The 18,762-nt window shown below is 66.6% G+C and carries 13 protein-coding genes; 6 read left to right on the plus strand and 7 right to left on the minus strand.

Annotated features, from left to right (window positions below):
- Positions 1–11 precede the first annotated feature (11 nt).
- Complete coding sequence (gene rutA, locus PMI02_RS05065) at positions 12–1,091, plus strand: pyrimidine utilization protein A (RefSeq protein WP_007679669.1); 1,080 nt, start codon at positions 12–14, stop codon at positions 1,089–1,091.
- Between the two features lie 137 nt (positions 1,092–1,228).
- On the opposite strand, the gene PMI02_RS05070 is transcribed toward rutA, so the two are convergent.
- Positions 1,229–2,440, minus strand: a complete 1,212-nt coding sequence (locus PMI02_RS05070; RefSeq protein WP_007679672.1) for an MFS transporter — start codon at positions 2,438–2,440, stop codon at positions 1,229–1,231.
- Positions 2,441–2,542: 102 nt separating this feature from the next.
- Between PMI02_RS05070 and PMI02_RS05075 the strand changes: the two genes are divergently transcribed.
- A complete protein-coding gene (locus PMI02_RS05075; RefSeq protein WP_007679675.1) occupies positions 2,543–3,778 on the plus strand; it encodes an amidase in 1,236 nt (411 codons plus the stop codon).
- Between the two features lie 6 nt (positions 3,779–3,784).
- Here the strand turns inward: PMI02_RS05075 and PMI02_RS05080 are convergent, their stop codons facing one another.
- The 4 genes from PMI02_RS05080 to PMI02_RS05095 all read right to left on the minus strand — a co-directional run bounded on the left by PMI02_RS05080 (position 3,785) and on the right by PMI02_RS05095 (position 8,778).
- Positions 3,785–4,810: a LacI family DNA-binding transcriptional regulator gene (locus PMI02_RS05080; RefSeq protein WP_007679678.1), complete on the minus strand. Its 1,026-nt coding sequence runs from the start codon at positions 4,808–4,810 to the stop codon at positions 3,785–3,787.
- Between the two features lie 83 nt (positions 4,811–4,893).
- Positions 4,894–6,507, minus strand: coding sequence for a GMC family oxidoreductase (locus PMI02_RS05085; protein WP_007679681.1), 1,614 nt, complete (start codon positions 6,505–6,507; stop codon positions 4,894–4,896).
- 1 nt (position 6,508) lies between these two features.
- The gene (locus tag PMI02_RS05090; RefSeq protein ID WP_007679683.1) at positions 6,509–7,837 is read right to left on the minus strand and encodes an MFS transporter; all 1,329 of its coding nucleotides are present in this window, start codon (positions 7,835–7,837) and stop codon (positions 6,509–6,511) included.
- Positions 7,834–8,778, minus strand: a complete 945-nt coding sequence (locus PMI02_RS05095; protein ID WP_007679685.1) for a sugar phosphate isomerase/epimerase — start codon at positions 8,776–8,778, stop codon at positions 7,834–7,836. Before PMI02_RS05095 ends, PMI02_RS05090 begins: the two co-directional genes overlap by 4 nt.
- A gap of 195 nt (positions 8,779–8,973) precedes the next feature.
- Between PMI02_RS05095 and PMI02_RS05100 the strand changes: the two genes are divergently transcribed.
- The 3 genes from PMI02_RS05100 (at position 8,974) to PMI02_RS05110 (ending at position 12,167) form a co-directional block, all read left to right on the plus strand.
- A complete protein-coding gene (locus tag PMI02_RS05100) occupies positions 8,974–10,092 on the plus strand; it encodes a Gfo/Idh/MocA family protein (RefSeq protein ID WP_007679688.1) in 1,119 nt (372 codons plus the stop codon).
- Between the two features lie 17 nt (positions 10,093–10,109).
- Positions 10,110–11,165: a sugar phosphate isomerase/epimerase gene (locus tag PMI02_RS05105; RefSeq protein WP_007679691.1), complete on the plus strand. Its 1,056-nt coding sequence runs from the start codon at positions 10,110–10,112 to the stop codon at positions 11,163–11,165.
- Positions 11,166–11,513: 348 nt separating this feature from the next.
- On the plus strand, positions 11,514–12,167 hold the full coding sequence (locus PMI02_RS05110) for a winged helix DNA-binding protein (RefSeq protein WP_007679693.1): 654 nt from the start codon (positions 11,514–11,516) through the stop codon (positions 12,165–12,167).
- 15 nt (positions 12,168–12,182) lie between these two features.
- Here PMI02_RS05110 and treF read toward each other — a convergent pair whose 3' ends face one another.
- Entirely contained in the window at positions 12,183–13,757 is a 1,575-nt protein-coding gene (gene treF, locus PMI02_RS05115) for an alpha,alpha-trehalase TreF (protein WP_052025436.1), read from the minus strand.
- Between the two features lie 135 nt (positions 13,758–13,892).
- A complete protein-coding gene (locus tag PMI02_RS05120) occupies positions 13,893–16,205 on the minus strand; it encodes a TonB-dependent receptor (protein WP_007679698.1) in 2,313 nt (770 codons plus the stop codon).
- Between the two features lie 500 nt (positions 16,206–16,705).
- Here PMI02_RS05120 and PMI02_RS05125 point away from each other — a divergent pair, with 500 nt between their 5' ends.
- On the plus strand, positions 16,706–18,181 hold the full coding sequence (locus PMI02_RS05125) for an amidase (protein ID WP_007679700.1): 1,476 nt from the start codon (positions 16,706–16,708) through the stop codon (positions 18,179–18,181).
- Positions 18,182–18,762 lie beyond the last annotated feature (581 nt).

An 18,762-nucleotide genomic window follows, 5' to 3' on the forward strand; every position in this document is an offset into this window, starting at 1 on the left:
GGAGTAAGCCCATGGATATCGGTCTGTTCATTCCCATCGGCAACAACGGCTGGCTGATTTCCGCCAATGCGCCGCAGTACAAGCCCAGCTTCGCCATGAACAAGAAGCTGGTCCAGGCCGCCGAAGGCTATGGCTTCGATTTCGCCCTGTCGATGATCAAGCTGCGCGGTTTCGGAGGCAAGACCGAGTTCTGGGACTACAACCTGGAAAGCTTCACGCTGATGAGCGCGCTTGCCGCCGTCACCAGCAAGATCAAGCTGTTCGCGTCCACCGCGATCCTGACGCTGCCGCCCGCGATGGTGGCGCGCATGGCGGTCACCATCGATTCCGTCGCGCCGGGCCGCTTCGGCGTCAACATCGTCACCGGCTGGGCCAAGGGCGAGTACGACCAGATGGGCATGTGGCCGGGCGACGCCTACTTTGGCTACCGCTACGACTACGCCAGCGAATACGTGCAGGTCATGAAGGACCTGTGGGGCGAGGGCCGCTCCGACTTCAAGGGCAAGCACTTCGAAATGGAGGACTGCCAGCTCCTCCCCAGGCCCGAGGGCAGGATCGAGATCGTCGGCGCCGGCCAGTCCGCGCGCGGGATGGAGTTCGTCTCGAACTACGGCGACTACAACTTCATCACCGCGGGCGGCATCAACAAGCCGACCCAGCACCGCTCGCAGGTGGAAGCCCTGGTCGAAGCGGCCGAAAAGACCGGGCGCGACGTAGGCGCCTACATCCTGTGCATGGTGATCGCCGCCGAAACGGATGAGGCCGCCACGGCCAAGTGGGAAAGCTACCGCGAGGGTGCCGACGTCGACGCGCTGGCGTGGATGAGCGACCAGGGCAGCGCCGACACCAGCGCCGGAGCGGACTCGACCGCGCGCCACATCAACCTTCCCGAAGGCGCCGTGAACCTCAACATCGGCACTTTCGTCGGCTCGTTCGAGACCGTCGCGAAGCTGCTCGACGAAGCCGCCGCGATCCCGGGCACCAAGGGCATCATGCTGACCTTCGACGACTTCGAGCAGGGTCTCGAGGACTTCGGCCAGAAGGTCCAGCCGCTCATGGCCTGCCGCGCGGACCGCATGGCGACCGCCTGAACCCTCTACCCTGACGGCCCAAGTCTCTCTCTCCTCCGGGCCGTCATGACACTGGGCCGGCCGCGCTCCCCCCGCGCGGCCGGCTTTTTTCATTGGCGATGTCCTGAGAGTTCCACCGTCAGGCCGGCCTCGATACCTCAGTCCCGGCGCATCGCCCCGCGCGCGGCGGTGAGCGCGCCGGCTCCGGCGATCCAGCTCACCAGCAGGAAACTCGTCCCGTAGTCGCCGCAGGCGGTGTAGATCGTCGCCATCGCGGCCGGGCCGATCATCACGCCGATGAAGGTGTAGACCAGCGCGCCGCCGATCACCCGGCCAGCATCCTCGGGCGCGCAGTGGTGGGTGCATTCGGCCATGACGACACCGTTCCATCCGCTCATGCAGAAGCCGAACACGCAGAGCACCGCGACCTGCACGGCCACCGGCAGCGCGTCGAGCTGCCATAGCGCGATCATGCAGGCCATCGACACCGCGCCGATCAGCGCGAGGACCTGAAAGCCGCCGAAGCGGTCGCCAAGACCTCCCCACGAGACACGGCCGAGCGCGCCGCAGGCCTGCACCGCGCCCGCGACGAGGCCCGCCTGCACCAGCGACCAGCCGTGGTCGACCAGCATGATGACCGCGAAGGCGGACAGGGAAAGCTGGAGCGACGAATACAGGAAACCGATGAGCGCCAGCGCACGCAGCGGCGCGCTGCCCCAGACGAGGCGCTGTTCATAAAGGAAATTGGGCCATAGCGCGATGGTGGCCGGGCGTTCGGGGCGCGTCGGCCCGCCCTTGAGGGCCAGCACGCTGATCATCGCGAAGCAGGGCACCGCGACTACGGCCAGCGCCAGCTTCCAGCCGAGCGCCGGGCTCATGGCGGGCAGCAGCAGGCTCGCCAGCACACCGCCGATGGGAACGCCCGCCTGCTTGATCGAGAAGATCAGCGAGCGCCGGTGCGGCGGCGTCACCGCGCCCAGGATCTGCGCCGAGGCCGGGTTCTGCACGCCGTAGCCGATGCCGATGATGACCGAGGCGAGCAGCGCGACCCAAGGGTTCGCCGCCGCCAGCAGCAGCAGCGCGATGCCGAAGCAGGCGAGCGCCAGTTGCTCGACCTGCACCGGCCCGCGGTGCTGGATCAGGGTGCCCGCCACGGCCGAGGCGACGGTCCCGGCGGCATAGATGACGCTGATCTGGTAGCCGACGTAATGCGGCTCCAGCCCGAAGTCGCCCGCCACCAGCGGCGCGATGCCGGTGAGTGCAAGGGCGGTGACGGTCGAGAGGATCTGGATCGTCGTCGTCGTCGCCAGCGCGCCGGCGATCGAGGGGGCGGCGTCAGGCGCGGCAGCGGGATTGGCGGGCTGGCTCATTGCCGCACTGCATAATGTAATGCTTTACACAAGCCAAGCGGGGAGTCACAACCGAGAAGCGCGGGGACAGCGCCTGCGCCTTGATAAGGGAACTGCCGATTCATGTCCGGGACCGCTTACGCCTCCGCCGTCGCCAATGTCCATGCTGCATTGCAGCGTATCGGTGAGCGGGATTCGGACGTGCGGGCGTGGCTCCATGTCGACGACGCCGGGGCGCTCGAAGCTGCGGCGGCTCAGGACCGGCTAGGTAGCGTCAATGTGCGCCTAGGTGGCGTCTGTGTCGGGGTTAAGGACGTCATTTCCGTCGCGAAAATGCCCCTGACACACAACTCGCCGCTCTACTCGGGCCACGTCCCCGCCGAGGACGCACCCTGCGTCGCGACCCTGCGCGCCGCCGGAGCGGTGATCATCGGCAAGACGGACACCACCGAATTCGCCGCCGCCGGCCGCAATGCCGCCACCGCGAATCCGCACGACTTCTCGCGTACTCCGGGCGGTTCCTCGGCAGGTTCGGCGGCGGCCGTAGCGGACGGCCACGTACCCCTCGCACTCGCGACGCAGACCGGCGGATCGACCATAAGGCCCGCCAGTTTCTGCGGGATTCACGGCTTCAAGCCCACCTGGGGCCTCGTCAGCCGCGAGGGGGTGAAGACTTACGCCAACAGCCTCGACACCGTAGGCTGGTATAGCCGAGACCTCGACCTGTGCGACCGCGTCTGCGAGGTCTACGGCTTCGCCGAAGCCCAGCCGCTCGGCCCCGGACCCCGGCGCATCGGCGTGTTCCGCACCCCCTGGTGGGACGAGATGACACCGGGCGGCCAGGCGGCCTTCGAGGGCGTCGCCGCCGCCATGGCAAGCGCGGGCATCGTTACTGTCGACATCGCCGAACTCCCGGAATTCGGGCACCTCAACGACGATCACCGCGCGATCCTGTTCCGCGAAGGCGCTGCCGCTTTCCTCAGCCTCGCGCGCTCCAGGCCGGACCTGCTGCACCCCGATTTTCACCTGCGCGTCGATGCTCTGGCGGCTTATCCCGACGCCCGCCTGCGCGAAGCGCACGACCGCGCGGCGGCCGCGAGGGTCGGGTTCGAGCGGGCGATCGAGGGTCTCGACGCGGTGCTGGCGCCCAGCGCACCGGGCATCGCGCCGCTGGGCCGCTCGCCCGGAGAACCGCGCTTCAACCAGCCCTGGACCCTGCTCCACGCGCCCGTCGTCAACCTGCCCCTGGCACGCGGGGAAGGCGGCATGCCCATCGGCGTCTCGCTGGTCGCCCCGCGCTACGGCGATCGCCGCTTGCTGGCCGTGGCGCGCGAGGTTGAGGCTCGGCTGGCCGCCTGACCGGAGCTACTTGCGCTTGCGTTTACGCGGGGCGGCGGTGGACTGGCGCACGATCAGCCGGTGCGGCAGGATGACCTCGCGCGAGGGCTGGAGGTCCTCCGGCTGGAGCAGCGAGTCCAGCATAAGCCGCATCGCCGCCTCGCCCAGTTCCACGGTTGGAATGTGCACGGTGGTGAGCGGCGGGCTTGCGAATGCGCCGAACCGCAGGTCATCGAAGCCGGCGACGGACATCTCGTCGGGCACGCTGAAACCGCGCTGCTGGAGGGCGCTAAGGGCCCCCAGGGCCATCTCGTCGTTCGCGCAGGCGACCGCGGTGAAGTCCGCGCCATCATCGATGAGGCGCACCATCGCGTCGTAGCCCGACTGCAGCGAGAAATCGCCGTTGGCCACCAGCGCCTCGTCGAATTCCAGGCGGGCGCGCAGGAGGCCCAGCTTGTAGCCGGAGAGGCGGTCCTTCGACATGAACTGGTCGAGCGGCCCGGTGATCGCCGCGATGCGCTGGTGGCCGAGTTCGGCAAGGTGGCCGACGATCAGCGCGCTCGCCTCGTGGTTGTCGGTGCGCACGCGGGGCAGGGTGATGTCGGGCGGATATTCGCAGGCCGCGACGAGGGGCGGCATCTTGCTCTTGGTCGGCGGCTTGCGGACGATGTCGGGCAGGTTCTTCTCGAGCAGGATCATGCCGTCCGCCTGCTTGCCCGCGATCATCGCGACGTATTTGTTCAGCGTGTCGATATCGCCCTCGGTGATGCCGAGGAGGACGCGCATCTTGTTGGCGCGCGCGACGTTCTCGATCCCCTCGACGAAGGCGGAGGTGAACGGGTTGTAGATGCTCGGCACCGCGACGATCACGTTGTCGCTGCGCTGCCGGCGCAGGCCGGCGGCGAGGTGGTTGGGCTCGTAGTTGAGGTCGGCGATCGCCGCCTCGATCCGCTCGATAGTGGCGGGCCGGACCAGCGAGGGCTGGCTGAGCGCGCGCGATACCGTCGCTACCGAAACGCCCGCAACCCGGGCAATGTCCTTGATGTTCGCCATGTGATGTAAACGTTACATTTGCGAGCGCCTCGCGGCAAGCGCCGCTGTTGCAAGGTTGGCATTTCGTTGGCGCAAGGCCGGCTTTATTCCGCCGCGATCACCTCCGCCGCGCGCCAGGCGAAGGCCATGGCCGGCCCATTGGTGTTGCCCGAGATGCCCGTGGGCATCGCCGAGCAGTCCGCGACGTAGAGGCCGGAGACGCCATGCACCCGCAGTCCGGCATCGACGACGCCTTCGCCGTCAGGCCCCATGCGGCACGTGCCGGTGCCGTGGAGCCCGGTGGAGATCATCCAGTTCGCGGCCTGCTGGATTTCTTCGTCGCTCTGCACCGACGGGCCGGGGACGGTCTCCTCGCCGAGGTAGGGGGCGAGCGCGGGCTGGGCCATGACCTCGCGCACCTTGCGGATGGCGCGCTGGATGGTCACGCGGTCTTCGGGGGCGGAGAACCACTGCGGCACCAGGCGCGGCGGAGCGGCCGGGTCGGTCGAGGCGATCTCGACGTAGCCGTGGCTTTTCGGGCGCAGGCAGAATGCGGTGGCGGTGATGCCCGGCACGGCTTCGGGAAGACCGCGCCCGGCCTCGGGCTTGTCGTCCTCGGACGCGCCCATCGAGTAGGGGGAGATGCCGATCTGCAGGTCCGGCCAGTCGGGATCGGCTTCGATCGAGGCCATCACCGAGACTTCGGGCAGCAGCGTCGCCATCAGGCCCTTGCCGCCCAGGATGTAGCGCAGCCCGTGCATGTAGGCGCGCCAGCCCCGGAAATGGTGGTTGAGCCCACGCCGCTGCCGCAGCCGCCACGAGAGCGACACCATCATGTGCTCGTTCATGTGGCGCCCGACGTGGGGGTTGGCGTGGACCACCTCGATGCCGTGGTCCGCCAGCACCTCGGTGGGCCCGATGCCGGATAGCTGGAGCAGCTTGGGGGTCTGGAGCACGCCTGCCGTCAGGATGGTGCGCGGGGCGGTGAAGGCCAACTCGTGCCCGCCGATCTCGACGAGAACGCCGGTCGCCCGCGTGCCATCGAACGTGACACGGCGGACCAGCGCGCCGGTGTGGATCGTCAGGTTGGCGCGGCTGCGCGCGGTCTTGAGGAAGGCGGTGTAAGCGGTGACGCGCACACCGCGCTCGTCCACCGTCTGCTGCGTCGGTCCGGCGACCTGCGTCCCGGGCGTGTTGACGTCGGGGAGCACGGGAATGCCTGCCTCGCGCGCGGCATCGAGGATGGCGCCGGTCATCACCGCGTCGCCCTGCGGCACGTTGGTCACCTGAAGCGGTCCGCCATGGCCGCGCTGGGGGTAGCCCATGCCGCGATAGTCCTCGAGTTCACGGTAGCAGCGTTCGATCTCGGCCCAGTGCCAGCCCTTGTTGCCCTGCGCTTCCCACGCGTCGAAGTCGCGCGGCTGGCCCCGGAAGTACCAGGTGCCGTTGACCGCGCTCGATCCGCCCAGGCCCTTGCCGTAGTACCAGGTCTCGCCGGCGGGGCGTGTCCCCTGCTGCTCGGCCGGGAAGGGCCAGTACCACGTCGGCTTGGTCCAGATCTTGATCATGCCGCGCGGCATGCGGACCATCAGTTCCTCGTTGCGGCCGCCCGCTTCGAGCAGGAGCACCTGCTTGGAGCCGTCCGCGCTCAGCCGGTCGGCGAGGACGCAGCCGGCGGAACCGGCGCCGACGATGATGTAGTCGAACTGGGTGCGCATCCTAGGTCTCGATCTCGCGGGAATGGTAAGCTGGCTGGAAACGGAACAGCAGCAAGGCGATGCCCATCGCGGCGTAGCTCGCGGCAGGGAGCCATACGTGGCCCGCCATGACGGCGGTGACGACGGCGGGCGTGGCGGCGGCCTTGGCGTCGTAGGCGGCGAGGCTCAGGAACCAGGCCCCCGCAGCGCCGCCCACGCTCATGCCCAGCTTCACGCCGAAGCTGGAGGCGGCGAACAGGAAGCCCTGCGCCCGGTAGCCCGAGCGCCATGCGCCGTAGTCCACTGCGTCCGCCATCAGCGAGAACAGCAGGCCCCCGATCAGGCCCTGTCCCATGTAGGCGACGACATTGGTGGCGATCAGCCAGGCATGGTCGTTCGACAGCGGCATGATCGCGGTGAAAATCGCGGCGATGGCGGCGCCGATCGCGCCGGTCGTGCGCTTGCCGATGGCGTTCGCGCAAATGCCCGCAAAGCCGGTGCCGACCAGCACGGCCAGCATCGTCAGCATCAGCGTGGAGGTGAACTCGGCGTCTCCCAGCACCTGACCCGCGAAGTAGACGAAGGACTGGATGTGGCCGGTGAAGCCGATCCAGAAGAAGAAGTTGACCAGCATCGTCGCGATCCAAGGCCAGTTGCCCCGGGTGGCCTTGAGCGACTGCGCGGTGGTCAGTTTCGCTACACTGGCGTCCACCTCCACACGTTCGCGCGTGTTGGCGAAAGCGTTCAGCATGCAGACCAGCGTGATGACGCCGGTGATCGCGGCGAGCACGAGGAAGCCGTGCGCCTCGTCGCCATTGCTGAACGCCTTGATGAGCGGCAGCGCGGCGTAGCCGATGCCCACCGTCGCGGACGAGCCGATCACTTCGCGCAGGGCGTTGACGGTGTTGCGCTGGCGCGGGTCGCGGGTGAGCGTGGGCAGCATCGAGTTCAGCGGCAGGCTGACCGCCGAATAGAGGATGCCCATCAGCGTATAGCTGCCGAAGATGAAGGCGATCTTCGCCCAGCCGTCCAGCGGCGGCGCCCAGAACACGATCGCTCCGCAGAGCGCGAAAGGCAGTGCCAGCCAGAGCAGGAACGGGCGGTGCTTGCCCCAGCGCGTGTCGGTCCGGTCGATCAGCAGGCCCATCATCGGGTCGAACACCGCATCGACGCAGCGGGCGATCAGGAACAGCGACGCGACGGTGCCCGCGCTGACGCCGTAGATATCGGTGTAGAAGTACAGCAGGTAGGCATTGGTCATGCCGAACGGCAGGTTGATGCCGAAGTTGCCCAGCGCGTAGCTGAGCTTCTCCCGCCAGCTAAGCAGGCCGCCGTTCGCTCCGCCGCTCATGCAGGGACGCCGATGCGGGCCAGAACGTCGCGGGCGAAGGCGAGCGACTTGCGAGTTTCGGTGAGCGGATCGGGCACGGCGTCGATTTCCAGGATGGCCCACTTCTGCGTGGTCTTTGAGGCTATCACCGAGGCCCAGGCGTCGAAGTCCACCTGGCCGTCGCCGAGGGCGCAGAAGTAGGCACGATGCGCGTGATGAATGCTCTCGTCGATGGGTATCTGGATCGGCATCGGACCTGTCGCGTCCTTCCAGTGGGCGATGACCACACGCTCGGCATGGCGCGCCGCGATCGCGGCCGGGTCGCCGCCCGAGAGCAGGATATGCGCGCTGTCGGGGCAGAAGCCGACGTAGACCGGATCGGTCAGCAACAGCAGCAGATCGATGTCGCGCGGCTGGCAGAACGTCGAGTGCGCCTCGGTGTGGAGCGCGAGGCGCACGCCGTGGCGCAGTGTGACGGCGCCAAGGCGGTTGGCGAAGTCGGCGGCCTGCTTGGTGAAGTCGAGGTCGACGAAGACCGGCGGCTCGGCGTCCCAGCTGGTGCGCATGGGCAGGCCGATGACCATGACCTCGGCGCCCCATCCGGCGAGGGCGCGGGCATATTCCTCGCCCTTGGCGAGCCAGCGTGCCTCGGTTTCCGGCTCGCCCACGCCGCCTTCGATGGCGATATCCGCGAAGAAGCCGCTGGCGATGGCCAGGCCGCGCCGCTCAAGTTCGGCCCCGGCCGCCTCGTGCGAGCCGTAAGCGGCGATCAGGCCGCCGGCGCCGAAGGGATCGAAGGTCAGTTCGACGCCTGTGACGCCGCTCTGTTCCAGCGTGTCCAGCATCCGGTCCCAGAAGGCGCGCGGCTCGGCGTTGCCATAGTCGACGACCTCCTGCTCATTCGCCATCCCCCAGAAACCGGGGTGGAAGAATGTGATGAGATCGACACCGAACGACAGCATTTGATGAATTTCCTGCTTGGAGACGGGGTCGGTTGTGACCGTAGACCGCCAATGTAAACCTTTTCTTTTTGAAAAAAGCCTCAATCGTCGCACCTTGTCAAGGTGCCTTGGGTGCAGGCTTGCGCAAGTCACGGGATTGCGGGTAAAGATTGGGTGGTATCGTTTTCATAAGCAACGCACGAGAGGAAGGAAGCCATGGCAGACCGTATCCGCATGGGCCTCGTTGGCGGGGGGGCGGGCTCGTTCATCGGCCCCGTCCACCGAATCGCCGCCGAGCTGGACGGCGAGATCGCGCTTGTCGCAGGCGCTTTCAGCCGCGACGCGGGGCGCAGTGCCGAAGCGGGCCGCAGCTACGGGATCGACCCGGCCCGCGCTTATCCTTCGATCGAGGTCATGCTGGAGGCCGAGGCCCTGCGCGCGGACGGCATCCAGTTCGTCACCATCGCCACGCCCAACTTCCACCACCTCCCCGCCGCCCGCGCCGCCATCGCGGCCGGCATCGCGGTGATGAGCGACAAGCCGATGACTGCCACTCTCGCCGAAGCGCGGGAACTGGCCGCCGCGCTCGAAGCGAACCCGGTGCCCTACGGCCTGACCTACACGTACTCCGGCTACCCGTTGGTGCGTGAAATGCGCGAGCGGATCGCCGCCGGAACGATCGGCGCGGTCCGCAAGGTCGTGGTCGAATACAACCAGGGCTGGCTCGCCGGAGCAGGCGAGGGCAAGCAGGCCGAATGGCGGCTCGACCCCGCCCGCTCGGGTGAGGGCGGCTGCATCGCCGACATTGGCGTGCACGCCTTCCACCTTGCCGAGTTCGTCACCGGCCTGCGCGTCAGCCGCATCAACGCGGATCTGGGCACCGTCGTCCCGGGCCGCGCTCTCGACGACGACTGCCAGATGTTCCTGCGCTTCCAAGGTGGGGCCAGGGGCTTGTTAACGGCGTCCCAGGTCATGACCGGGGAGGGCAACGACCTCGCGATTCGCATCTATGGCGAGACCGGCGGACTGCGCTGGAGCCAGGAAAACCCGAACCGCCTCGAATGGCTGCGCGGCGATGGCGGCATGGAAGTCATTCGCGCCGGCGATCCGGGCCTTTCGAGTGTAGCCATGCGCGGCACCCGGCTCCCCGGCGGCCATCCCGAGGGCCTGCTCGAGGCGCTCGCCAACCTCTACCGCGATTTCGCAGGCGATCTGCGCGGTGAGGACGGCTCGCTGGTGCCCGGTATCGAGGACGGCCTGCGCGGCATGGCGCTTGTCGCCACCGCCGTCGCCGCCAGCCGGAGCGAGAGCGGCTGGGTCGATTTTACGTTATAAGAGAAAGGGTTGTGCAGATGAAGACGATCAAGGGTCCGGGCATCTTCCTTGCCCAGTTCGTGGGCGATGAAGCGCCCTTCAATTCGCTGGACTCGATTGCCGGCTGGGTTTCCGGCCTCGGTTACAAGGGCGTGCAGATCCCCAGCTGGGACAAGCGCCTGTTCGATCTGGAGACAGCCGCCGAAAGCCAGAATTACTGCGAGGAAGTGCTGGGTACGCTGGCGCGGCACGGTCTTTCGCTGACTGAACTTTCGACGCATCTGCAGGGTCAGCTCGTGGCCGTGCACCCCGCCTACGACGCCGCCTTCGACGCCTTCGCGCCCGCCGAAGTCCACGGCAACCCGGCGGCGCGCCAGCAGTGGTCTGTGGGGCAGCTGGAACTCGCGGCGCGCGCCAGCGCCCGGCTGGGGCTGACCACTCACGCCACCTTTTCCGGCGCGCTGGCATGGCCCTATTTCTATGCCTGGCCGCAGCGCCCGGCGCAGCTGGTGGAGGAAGCCTTCGCCGAACTCGCGCGCCGCTGGCAGCCGATCCTCGACCATTTCGACGAAGCTGGCGTCGATGTCGGTTTTGAACTGCACCCCGGCGAAGACCTTCACGACGGCGTTACTTTCGAACGCTTCCTGGCGGCGACGGGGAACCACGCGCGCGCCAATATTCTCTACGATCCCAGCCACTTCGTGCTACAGCATCTCGACTACCTGGGCTTTCTCGACATCTATCATGAGCGGGTGAAGTGCTTCCACGTCAAGGACGCCGAATTCCGCATTTCGCCGCGCGCGGGCGTGTACGGGGGCTATCTCGGCTGGGCTGAGCGGCCGGGCCGGTTCCGTTCGCTCGGCGATGGGCAGGTGGATTTCACCGGCATCTTCTCGAAGATGGCGCAATACGATTTCGCGGGCTGGGCGGTGCTGGAATGGGAGTGCGCGCTCAAGCATCCGGAACAGGGCGCGGCTGAAGGCGCGCCGTTCATCGACCAGCACATCATCCGCGTAACCGAACATGCCTTCGACGATTTCGCTGGCGACGATGACGGGGCCCTGCCCGACTTCCGGAGCATGGGCATCGCCTGACCTTAGCCGGCGGTAAAAATTGAAACCCCGGGAGTTTCGAAACTCCCGGGGCTCGTCCTTCTGCGTTGCGACCCGAGAAGGGCTCAGCGCCGTAGCGGCTGGCAAATCGGTGCTTGGTTCCGCATCGAAGCGACGCCATTTACGGCACATTAGATGTAAACGATACCAAGCACAAGATGTACCGCCGGTTAACCGTTTCTGCGCTTGTGTCCCGATCGATTGCTTTCGGCGTTGCCGAGTATTGCGGAAAAATTCTGAACGGTCATTGAACTGTCGTCGGCATGAGACTAAAGCAAAAAGCGTTTTTCAATCGATTTTGCAATGCACAATGCAGTAGGAAGGGGCAAGATGGCCGTCGGCAACCACGAGGACGAGCGCAACCTGTTGCTCCAGTCGCATCTTTCCCAGGACGAGGCCGAAGCCGAGTTCCATGAGTTCGAATTCGCGCTCCATCACATTTCCGAAGCCTTTGCCCGGTGGTCGTCGTCCGTGCACGAGTTCGTCAGCGGCGAGTTCCTCGCCCAGCCGGACGTGTCGGTGCTCCAGCTCATCCGCATGAACGAGGAGCCGAAGAGCGCGGCGGACATCGGCCGCTATCTCAATCGCGACGACAGTTCGAACATTCTCTATGCGCTGCGCAAGCTGGAGAAGGCCGGGCTGATCGAGAAGGGCGACGGTCCGCTGCGGCAGACCACCTACCGCGTCACCGCGCGCGGCATGGATCTGACCGACCGCTATGCCAAGGTGCGCAAGGACGTGCTGCTCAGCACGCTCGGCGCCACGTTCCAGGGCGAGCAGGAACTGTCCGCCGCGATCAAGACGATGTGGCGAATCTGCGGACTTTATGAACAAGGCGCCCGCTCGATTTCGGTGATGCGGGTGCTGCAGGGCGACCGTCAGGCCGAACTGCGCGAGCGCGCCGTACCAGCCAAGCCTGCAGCCAAGCGCGCGAGTTCGGGCAAGCCCAAGGGCGCTGCCGGCGCCGCGCGCAAGGCGGGTTGACGTCGGCCGCGGGGCTCACCGTGCTGGCGAGCAGGTCCGCAGGGTCTGCCCCGGAACAAGGGCGGGATAGCGATCGAGCAGGGCGGCGGCCACGCCGTTGGTCCAGCCGAAGCCGTCCTGCAGCGGGTACTCGCCGCCGCCGCCCGCGCGGCGCTCCTCGACGTCGTATTTCTCCAGCATCTTGCCGGTTTCGAGGTACGTGCAGTTCACCGTACCGAGCCAGCGCGCGGCGAGGTCCTTGGCCAGCCCATCCTGCCCGTACCGCCGCAGCCCGTCGATCGCGACCCATTGCAGGGGCGCCCAGCCGTTGGGCGCATCCCACTGCTGGCCGGTGCGCAGAGTGGTCGTCCGCAGCCCGCCCTCGGCGACCAGCGTACGCCGCGTTGTTTGCGCGACGGCATTGGCCTGCGCGGAGGAGGCCATGCTGACGAACAGCGGAAACAGCGTCGCGCTCGAACGAACGTCGCTGGGCTTGCTTTCGCTGAGAAGCCAGTCGGCGAAGCGCTGCTCGCTACCGCGCCACAGGTAGCGCTGGACTGCAGCCTTGCGAGATGCGGCCCGGCGCGAGAATTCACGTGTGCAGGGCTGGTCTCCGGCCTGTTTGCAGCCCTGTTCGATGCGCTTCTCCATCGCCCACATCAGCGCGTTGAGATCGACCGGGATCACCTCGCCCGTGCGTATGGTGGACAGGTCCTGCGGGTTTGCCAGCCAGCGGGAGCTGAAGTCCCAGCCGCTTTCGGCGGCGGCGCGCAGGTCGCGGTAGACCTGCGGCGCGGGGCGCGTGGCGGCCTTGGCGGCCGTCTCGCGGTCCTCGGCGTAGGATTCGTCGCGCGGGGTGTCGCGCTCGTCCCAGTAGCGGTTGAGCACGCTGCCGTCCGGCATGAGCGCCACGCGCTGGCAGGGCTTCGACGCCGCGGCGCAGGCTTGACCCGCCATCCAGTAGGCATGCTCCTGCCGCAGGGCGGCGAGGCGCCGGGCGCGGATCGTACCGTCCGTCTCTTTGGACAGATTGAGCATCAGGGCGAAGAACGGTGGCTGCGAGCGGCTGAGATAATACGTGCGCGTGCCGTTGGGGATGTGGCCGTAGCGCTCGATCAGGCTGGCGAAGTCGTCGATCATCCCCTCGACGAGATCGTCGCGCCCATCGGCGGCGAGCCCGAGCATCGTGAAGTAGGAATCCCAGTAGTAGATTTCGCGGAAGCGTCCGCCGGGGACCACGTAGGGCGCCGCCAGCGCGATGGCCGAGCTTCCCGGCGGCGGCGTGACCCCCTCGCGCGCGAGCTGCGGCCACAGCGCGCGGATGTGTTCGCGCAGCGGCGGCAGGGCCTTGTCGTTGACGCCGGGCACCGTAAAATTGTCGAGCACGAAAGCGCGCAGGTCGGTGGGAGAGGTCGGTGGCTTCGCCTCGTACTCCGCCATGATGGCGTCGGGCGCGCGCTTCGGGACGGCGTCGGCGAAAGTCTTGCCGTCCTCGAAGACGCGGCCCTCCTGCACGGCGGCGAAGAGTGCGCCGAACTGGTCGGCCGGGGACGGCGGCGCGTTGGCGGCCAGCGCCAGGACCAGCAACGGCGCGCACAGTGATGCGCCCATGCGGCGGACCGCTGCGGCCAGATCGACGATTTCCAACACGGATTCCCCTCGTTGCTGTCGATAGGAGCAACGGGCCAGGCAGTTCAGGGTTTCAACGAAAAGCGGACCCGGCAAATGCAGGGTCCGCCATCCGCATCAGAAGTCGACCGAAAGCGAGCCCATGACCTGCCGCGGCGGGATGTATTCGACGCTGGTCGTGCCCGAGCCGTAGGGGTCGGAGAAGCGCGAGGCGATGCCGGCCTTGTTGGTGATGTTCTGGGCCCGCAGAGCGAGGCGCCAGGGCTTGTCCTCGGGCGTGTAGCTGATCGAGGCGTTGAAGATGGTGTACTCCGGCACCTTGTCGAGGAAGCTGTCGGCGAAGACGCGGTAGTTGTAGCTGCCGCGATAGGCGACCTCGCCGCGCACCGCGAGTTCGGCGTCTGGCAAGAAGGCGGTGTAGGTGGCGGCGAGGCTGGCCTGCGTGGTGGGCATCTTGGGCAGGCGCTTGCCGTTCACGTTCTCGCGCGCGTCGTCCACCGCCTGCTCGATGCGCGCGTCGTAGTAGTAGCTCGCCGGATAGCCGAGCGCGGCGAAGGTGGAGGCGCGGACCTGCGCGGCAGTCTGCGCGTCGATCGTCAGGAAGTCCGACGTGAACTTGCCCTTGCCCCATGAGAACGTGCCGTCGAAACGCAGGGACGGCGAGACGGCGAAGCTACCCTCGGCCTCGGCGCCCCAGACTTCCGCCTTGGGGATGTTGTCGGTGCCGCCGGCGAAGGGCACCGGGTCCTCGGCGGTGAACTGGAAGTTCTTGTACCAGTAGTAGTAGCCCGCGACGTTGAGGCGCACGCGCTTGTCGAAGAACTCGTTCTTGGAGCCGATTTCCAGCGCCTTGACCGTCTCCTTCTTGAAGCTCTGCGGCACGTACTGCGGGCCGGACGAAAAGCTGCCGGGAACGAACGCCTCTGCCGAGACGAAGCTGACGCCGGTCGGCTTGTAGCCGGTGGAGCCGGTCACGTAGACCGAGTTGCTGGGCGTCAGCTTGTATTCGGCGCTCAGCTTGCCGGTCACCGCGTCGCTCGTCGTCGAGCGCGGAGGCACGACGTTGAAGAACTGGTAGGGCTGGGCCGAGACCTTGTCCCAGCTGTAGCGCAGGCCCGCCGTGATCGCGAGCGCATCGGTCGCGTGGAAGATCACCTGGCCATAGGCCGCCCACGAAGTGTGCTGGTAGGGGCTGTCGGTCTGGAACTTGACGCCGGTGCCGTCGGGCAGCACCACGGCGGCAATGCCGGGCGCGGACAGCTCGAGAATGTCCTGCAGCGCCCGCTGGCGCAGGTAGAAGCCGCCCACGGTCCATTCGAGGCTGGAGGTGTTCTGCGAGCTAAGCGTCAGTTCCTCGGTGAAGGTCTTGCTCTTGTCGTGCCAGCGAACGAGGTGGTCGAAGATATCAGGGTTCGATGTACGGTCGGATTCCGACTGCTGGTTCTTGTTCATGTACTGGTAAGCGCTGACAGACTTCAGGACCATCGTATCGCTCAGTTCCTGGGCCAGGGTGAGCGAGATCATCCGCGTGTCGAGTTCGTACATCGCCGGGAAGTCCTGGTCGACGTGGCGCTTGCCCGGCGTGGTGTCGGTGATGAGCTTTTGCACCGCGCCGGCGTGCTTGGCGTGGAAGGCCGAACCTTCGAGCAGGGCGCTGAAAGTGGACGTCGGCTGCCACAGCAGCGAGGCGCGGCCGGCGAGGTTGTCTTCGTCCTCGAGATCGTACTTGTCGATGTTGGGGACGCTGACCGAGTAGCCGTAGCCGTCATGGCGCAGGTACTGTCCGGCGAAGCGCGCCGCCAGCGTCGGGCCGAGTGGCACGTTCACCGCGCCATCGACCTTGACGTAGTTGTAGTTGCCGTAGGACGCCGAGGCATTGCCGCTGGAATCGCCGATCACGGGCTTCCTGGTGATGACGTTGATCGCGCCGCCGGTCGACGTCTCGCCGAAGACGGTGCCTTGGGGGCCGCGCAGGATTTCGATGCGGTCGACGTCGATGAGGTCCTGCCCCAGCGACATGGTGTGCGCGACGTAGACGCCGTTGATGTGGAAGGCGACACCCGGCTGCGAATTGGGGTTCGAGCTGGTCTCGTAGCCGATGCCGCGGATCGTCACCACGCGCTCTGCGCCCTGGTTGCGCGCGATGCTGAGGCCGGGCACATAGCCGTCGAGATCGTCGATCCGGGTGGTATTGCGCTGGCGCAGCACCGAGGAATCGATCGCGGTGATGGCGATGGGAATGTCCTGCAGGCGCGTGTCGCGCTTCTCGCCGGTGACGATAATGTCGCCAAGCTGCGCGCTGCCGGCGGCATCGGCCGCATCCGCTTCAGCCTCGGCGGCGAACGCAGGCATGGCCGTGGCGGCGATTGCCAGAAGCGACGTCGCCATGGCGAGCCGCGCCGGGCGGCCGGTGAGGATCTTGGATTGCATGTGGATCTCCCTGTAACCTGTTGAGATCCGCTCCCGTCGATTATTTTGTGTTTTTGTTGCATCCCGGGCGTGGCACCTCACCACGCTGCGGTCTGCTTTCCGATCTGTCGATTGGCCGTATTCCCGGCCTTGCCGCGTGGATTCGCCGCCGCTTGTGAGTGCACACTAAGCCGGCATAGACGATATGCAAGGCAAATAGCATTGTATAATGCAATTTGTTTTCAAATCATGCTCTTTTCCCGTCATCGAGGAGCGACCCTCAAGCCATGTTTCCATACTGGGCATCCCGCGGCAATGCGCGAACGACAGGCAACGAAGACAGGGCGCGGGACGACAAGTTGGCAAACGGGCATGCGAGGCACCTGCCGTGCGCGAAGCCGGGGGTGCGGGCCGGGCGTCAGATGCAATTTCTTTGGGAATAAATAGCACGGTATAGTTCATTGCGTTTTAATGCATGCGCGGGCTAGGTTGTGCGCGACCAAAAACCGGGGAACTTCGACATGGCAGGCGTGACAACCGATCCCTCTACAGACCTGTCCTTGCTGCCCGCCACGCGGCAGGCCCAACTGATCCGCGAGGGCGAGGTGTCGCCCGTCGAGGTCATGGACGCAGTGCTCGCCCGCGTCGAGGCGCTTGAGCCCGTCCTGCACGCATTCTGCTTTCTCGCCGCCGATCCGGCCCGCGCTGCCGCGCGCGAAGCGGAGGCTGCCGTCATGCGCGGCGATGCTCTCGGACCGCTGCACGGGGTGCCGATCTCGATCAAAGATCTTATCTGCACGGCAGACATGCCCACGGTCAGTGGATCGCGCGCCTATGTCGGGTTCATGTCGGACCAAGATGACGTCTGCGTCGAGCGTGTCCGGGCCGCCGGTGCAATCGTTATCGGCAAGACCAATACGCCCGAATTCGGCTATGCCGGGGCGGGCAAGAACGAGGTTTTTCCTACTACATCAAACCCTTGGGACCCGGCGATGACTTCCGGCGGGTCGAGCGCCGGAAGCGCCGCGGCGGTGGCAAGCGGCATGGGCTCGCTGACGATCGGCAGCGACGGCGGCGGCTCGATCCGCGGCCCGGCGAGCTTCTGCGGCTTGTTCGGACTCAAGCCCTCGTTCGGCCGCGTGCCGGCGTATCCTGGGTGCCGCGACCCGCGTCATCCGGGCGTAAGTAGCTGGGAAAGCGTCGAACATCTCGGTCCACTGACGCGCACGGTGGAGGACGCTGCGCTGCTGATGTCCGTGATCGCGGGCCCGGATGCACGCGACTGGCACTCGCTGCCCGCCGGCGATGTCGACTGGCTTGCCGCGCCGCGCGCCCCGATCGGCAGGCTGCGTATCGCTTACACTCCGGACTTCGGATTCTCTACCGTAGAGCCGGAGATCCGCGCTCTCACAGCGGCAGCGGCGCGCGTCTTCGCCGACGACCTCGGCTGCGAAGTGGTGGAGGATACACCGCCGCTCCAAGATATGTTCGACCTTTTCCTGACGATCATCATGCGCGATTCCGACCTGCGCGGGATGCGGGCGCTGGCGGACGATGGCCTTATCCATCTCCCGGGACTGCTGATGATGCTAGATCGGCAATGGACGGCGGAGGAATTCACCGATGCCGCGATGGCCCGGCAGGCGGTTTGCAATACCCTGGGCCGCTTCATGCAGGATTACGACCTGCTGCTGACGCCCACGGTATCCTCGCTGCCGTTCCCGTTGGAGCACTTCAACCCGGCCTCGATCGCCGGCATCCCGGTCGAGCAGGCAAACGCCTCGCCGTTCACTTATCCGTTCAACTGGACAGGCCAGCCGGCGGCGAGCGTGCCGGCGGGTTTCACTTCGACGGGGTTGCCGGTCGGCCTTCAGATCGTTGGCCGCCATCTTGCCGACGCGACGGTGCTCGCGGCGGCCGCGGCTTACGAACAAGCACGGCCGTGGGCAAACCTGTGGCCTGCGCTGGCGCGTCTGCCGGAAAGCCCAACGGGCTGATGTCTTGGAGGTTGCCCTTCAGCCGGTGGTGTGGAGGTTTCTTTGCGTATGATGCCCCGCCATTTGATCGCGAGCGCACGCGGCCACTTGACGCTTGCGTCCCGCCCGGATTCGCCGAAGCTGACGGTGCGGCGCAAGGCAGGAACGTAATTTCCTCCTTGCTCCATAAAAAATGCAAGTTCACATTAGCATTAGAAGCGCATTGTAAATAACCATGCGATTCGAAAAATAAAACAATGTTCAGGGATAAGCGTGCAGGCGAGGCTGCGGCGGGGACACAGGCTCGCCGCAGCACGGGACGGCAAGTGCGGCCAAACGGCCGGACATGCCTCCAGCCGGGCCTGAACAGGCCAAGCAGCGTGGAGAGGGTTTCCGAAAAGAAGGGCGGTGGCAACGCGCGCATCCTTGGTGGGTGCGTCACAGACGAATGGGGGGTTATTGTGATCACGAGAGCTCGATTAGTGAAGTCCACGGGCGTCTCCGTCCTGGCGCTGCTTGCAGCGACCTGCCCTGTCCATGCCTGGGCTGAAGCGGCGGCGGAAGAAGCTCCAGTCGCGGATGAAGCTGCCGATACGGCTGGC

The organism is Novosphingobium sp. AP12 (assembly GCF_000281975.1).
Classification (GTDB): Bacteria; Pseudomonadota; Alphaproteobacteria; order Sphingomonadales; family Sphingomonadaceae; genus Novosphingobium.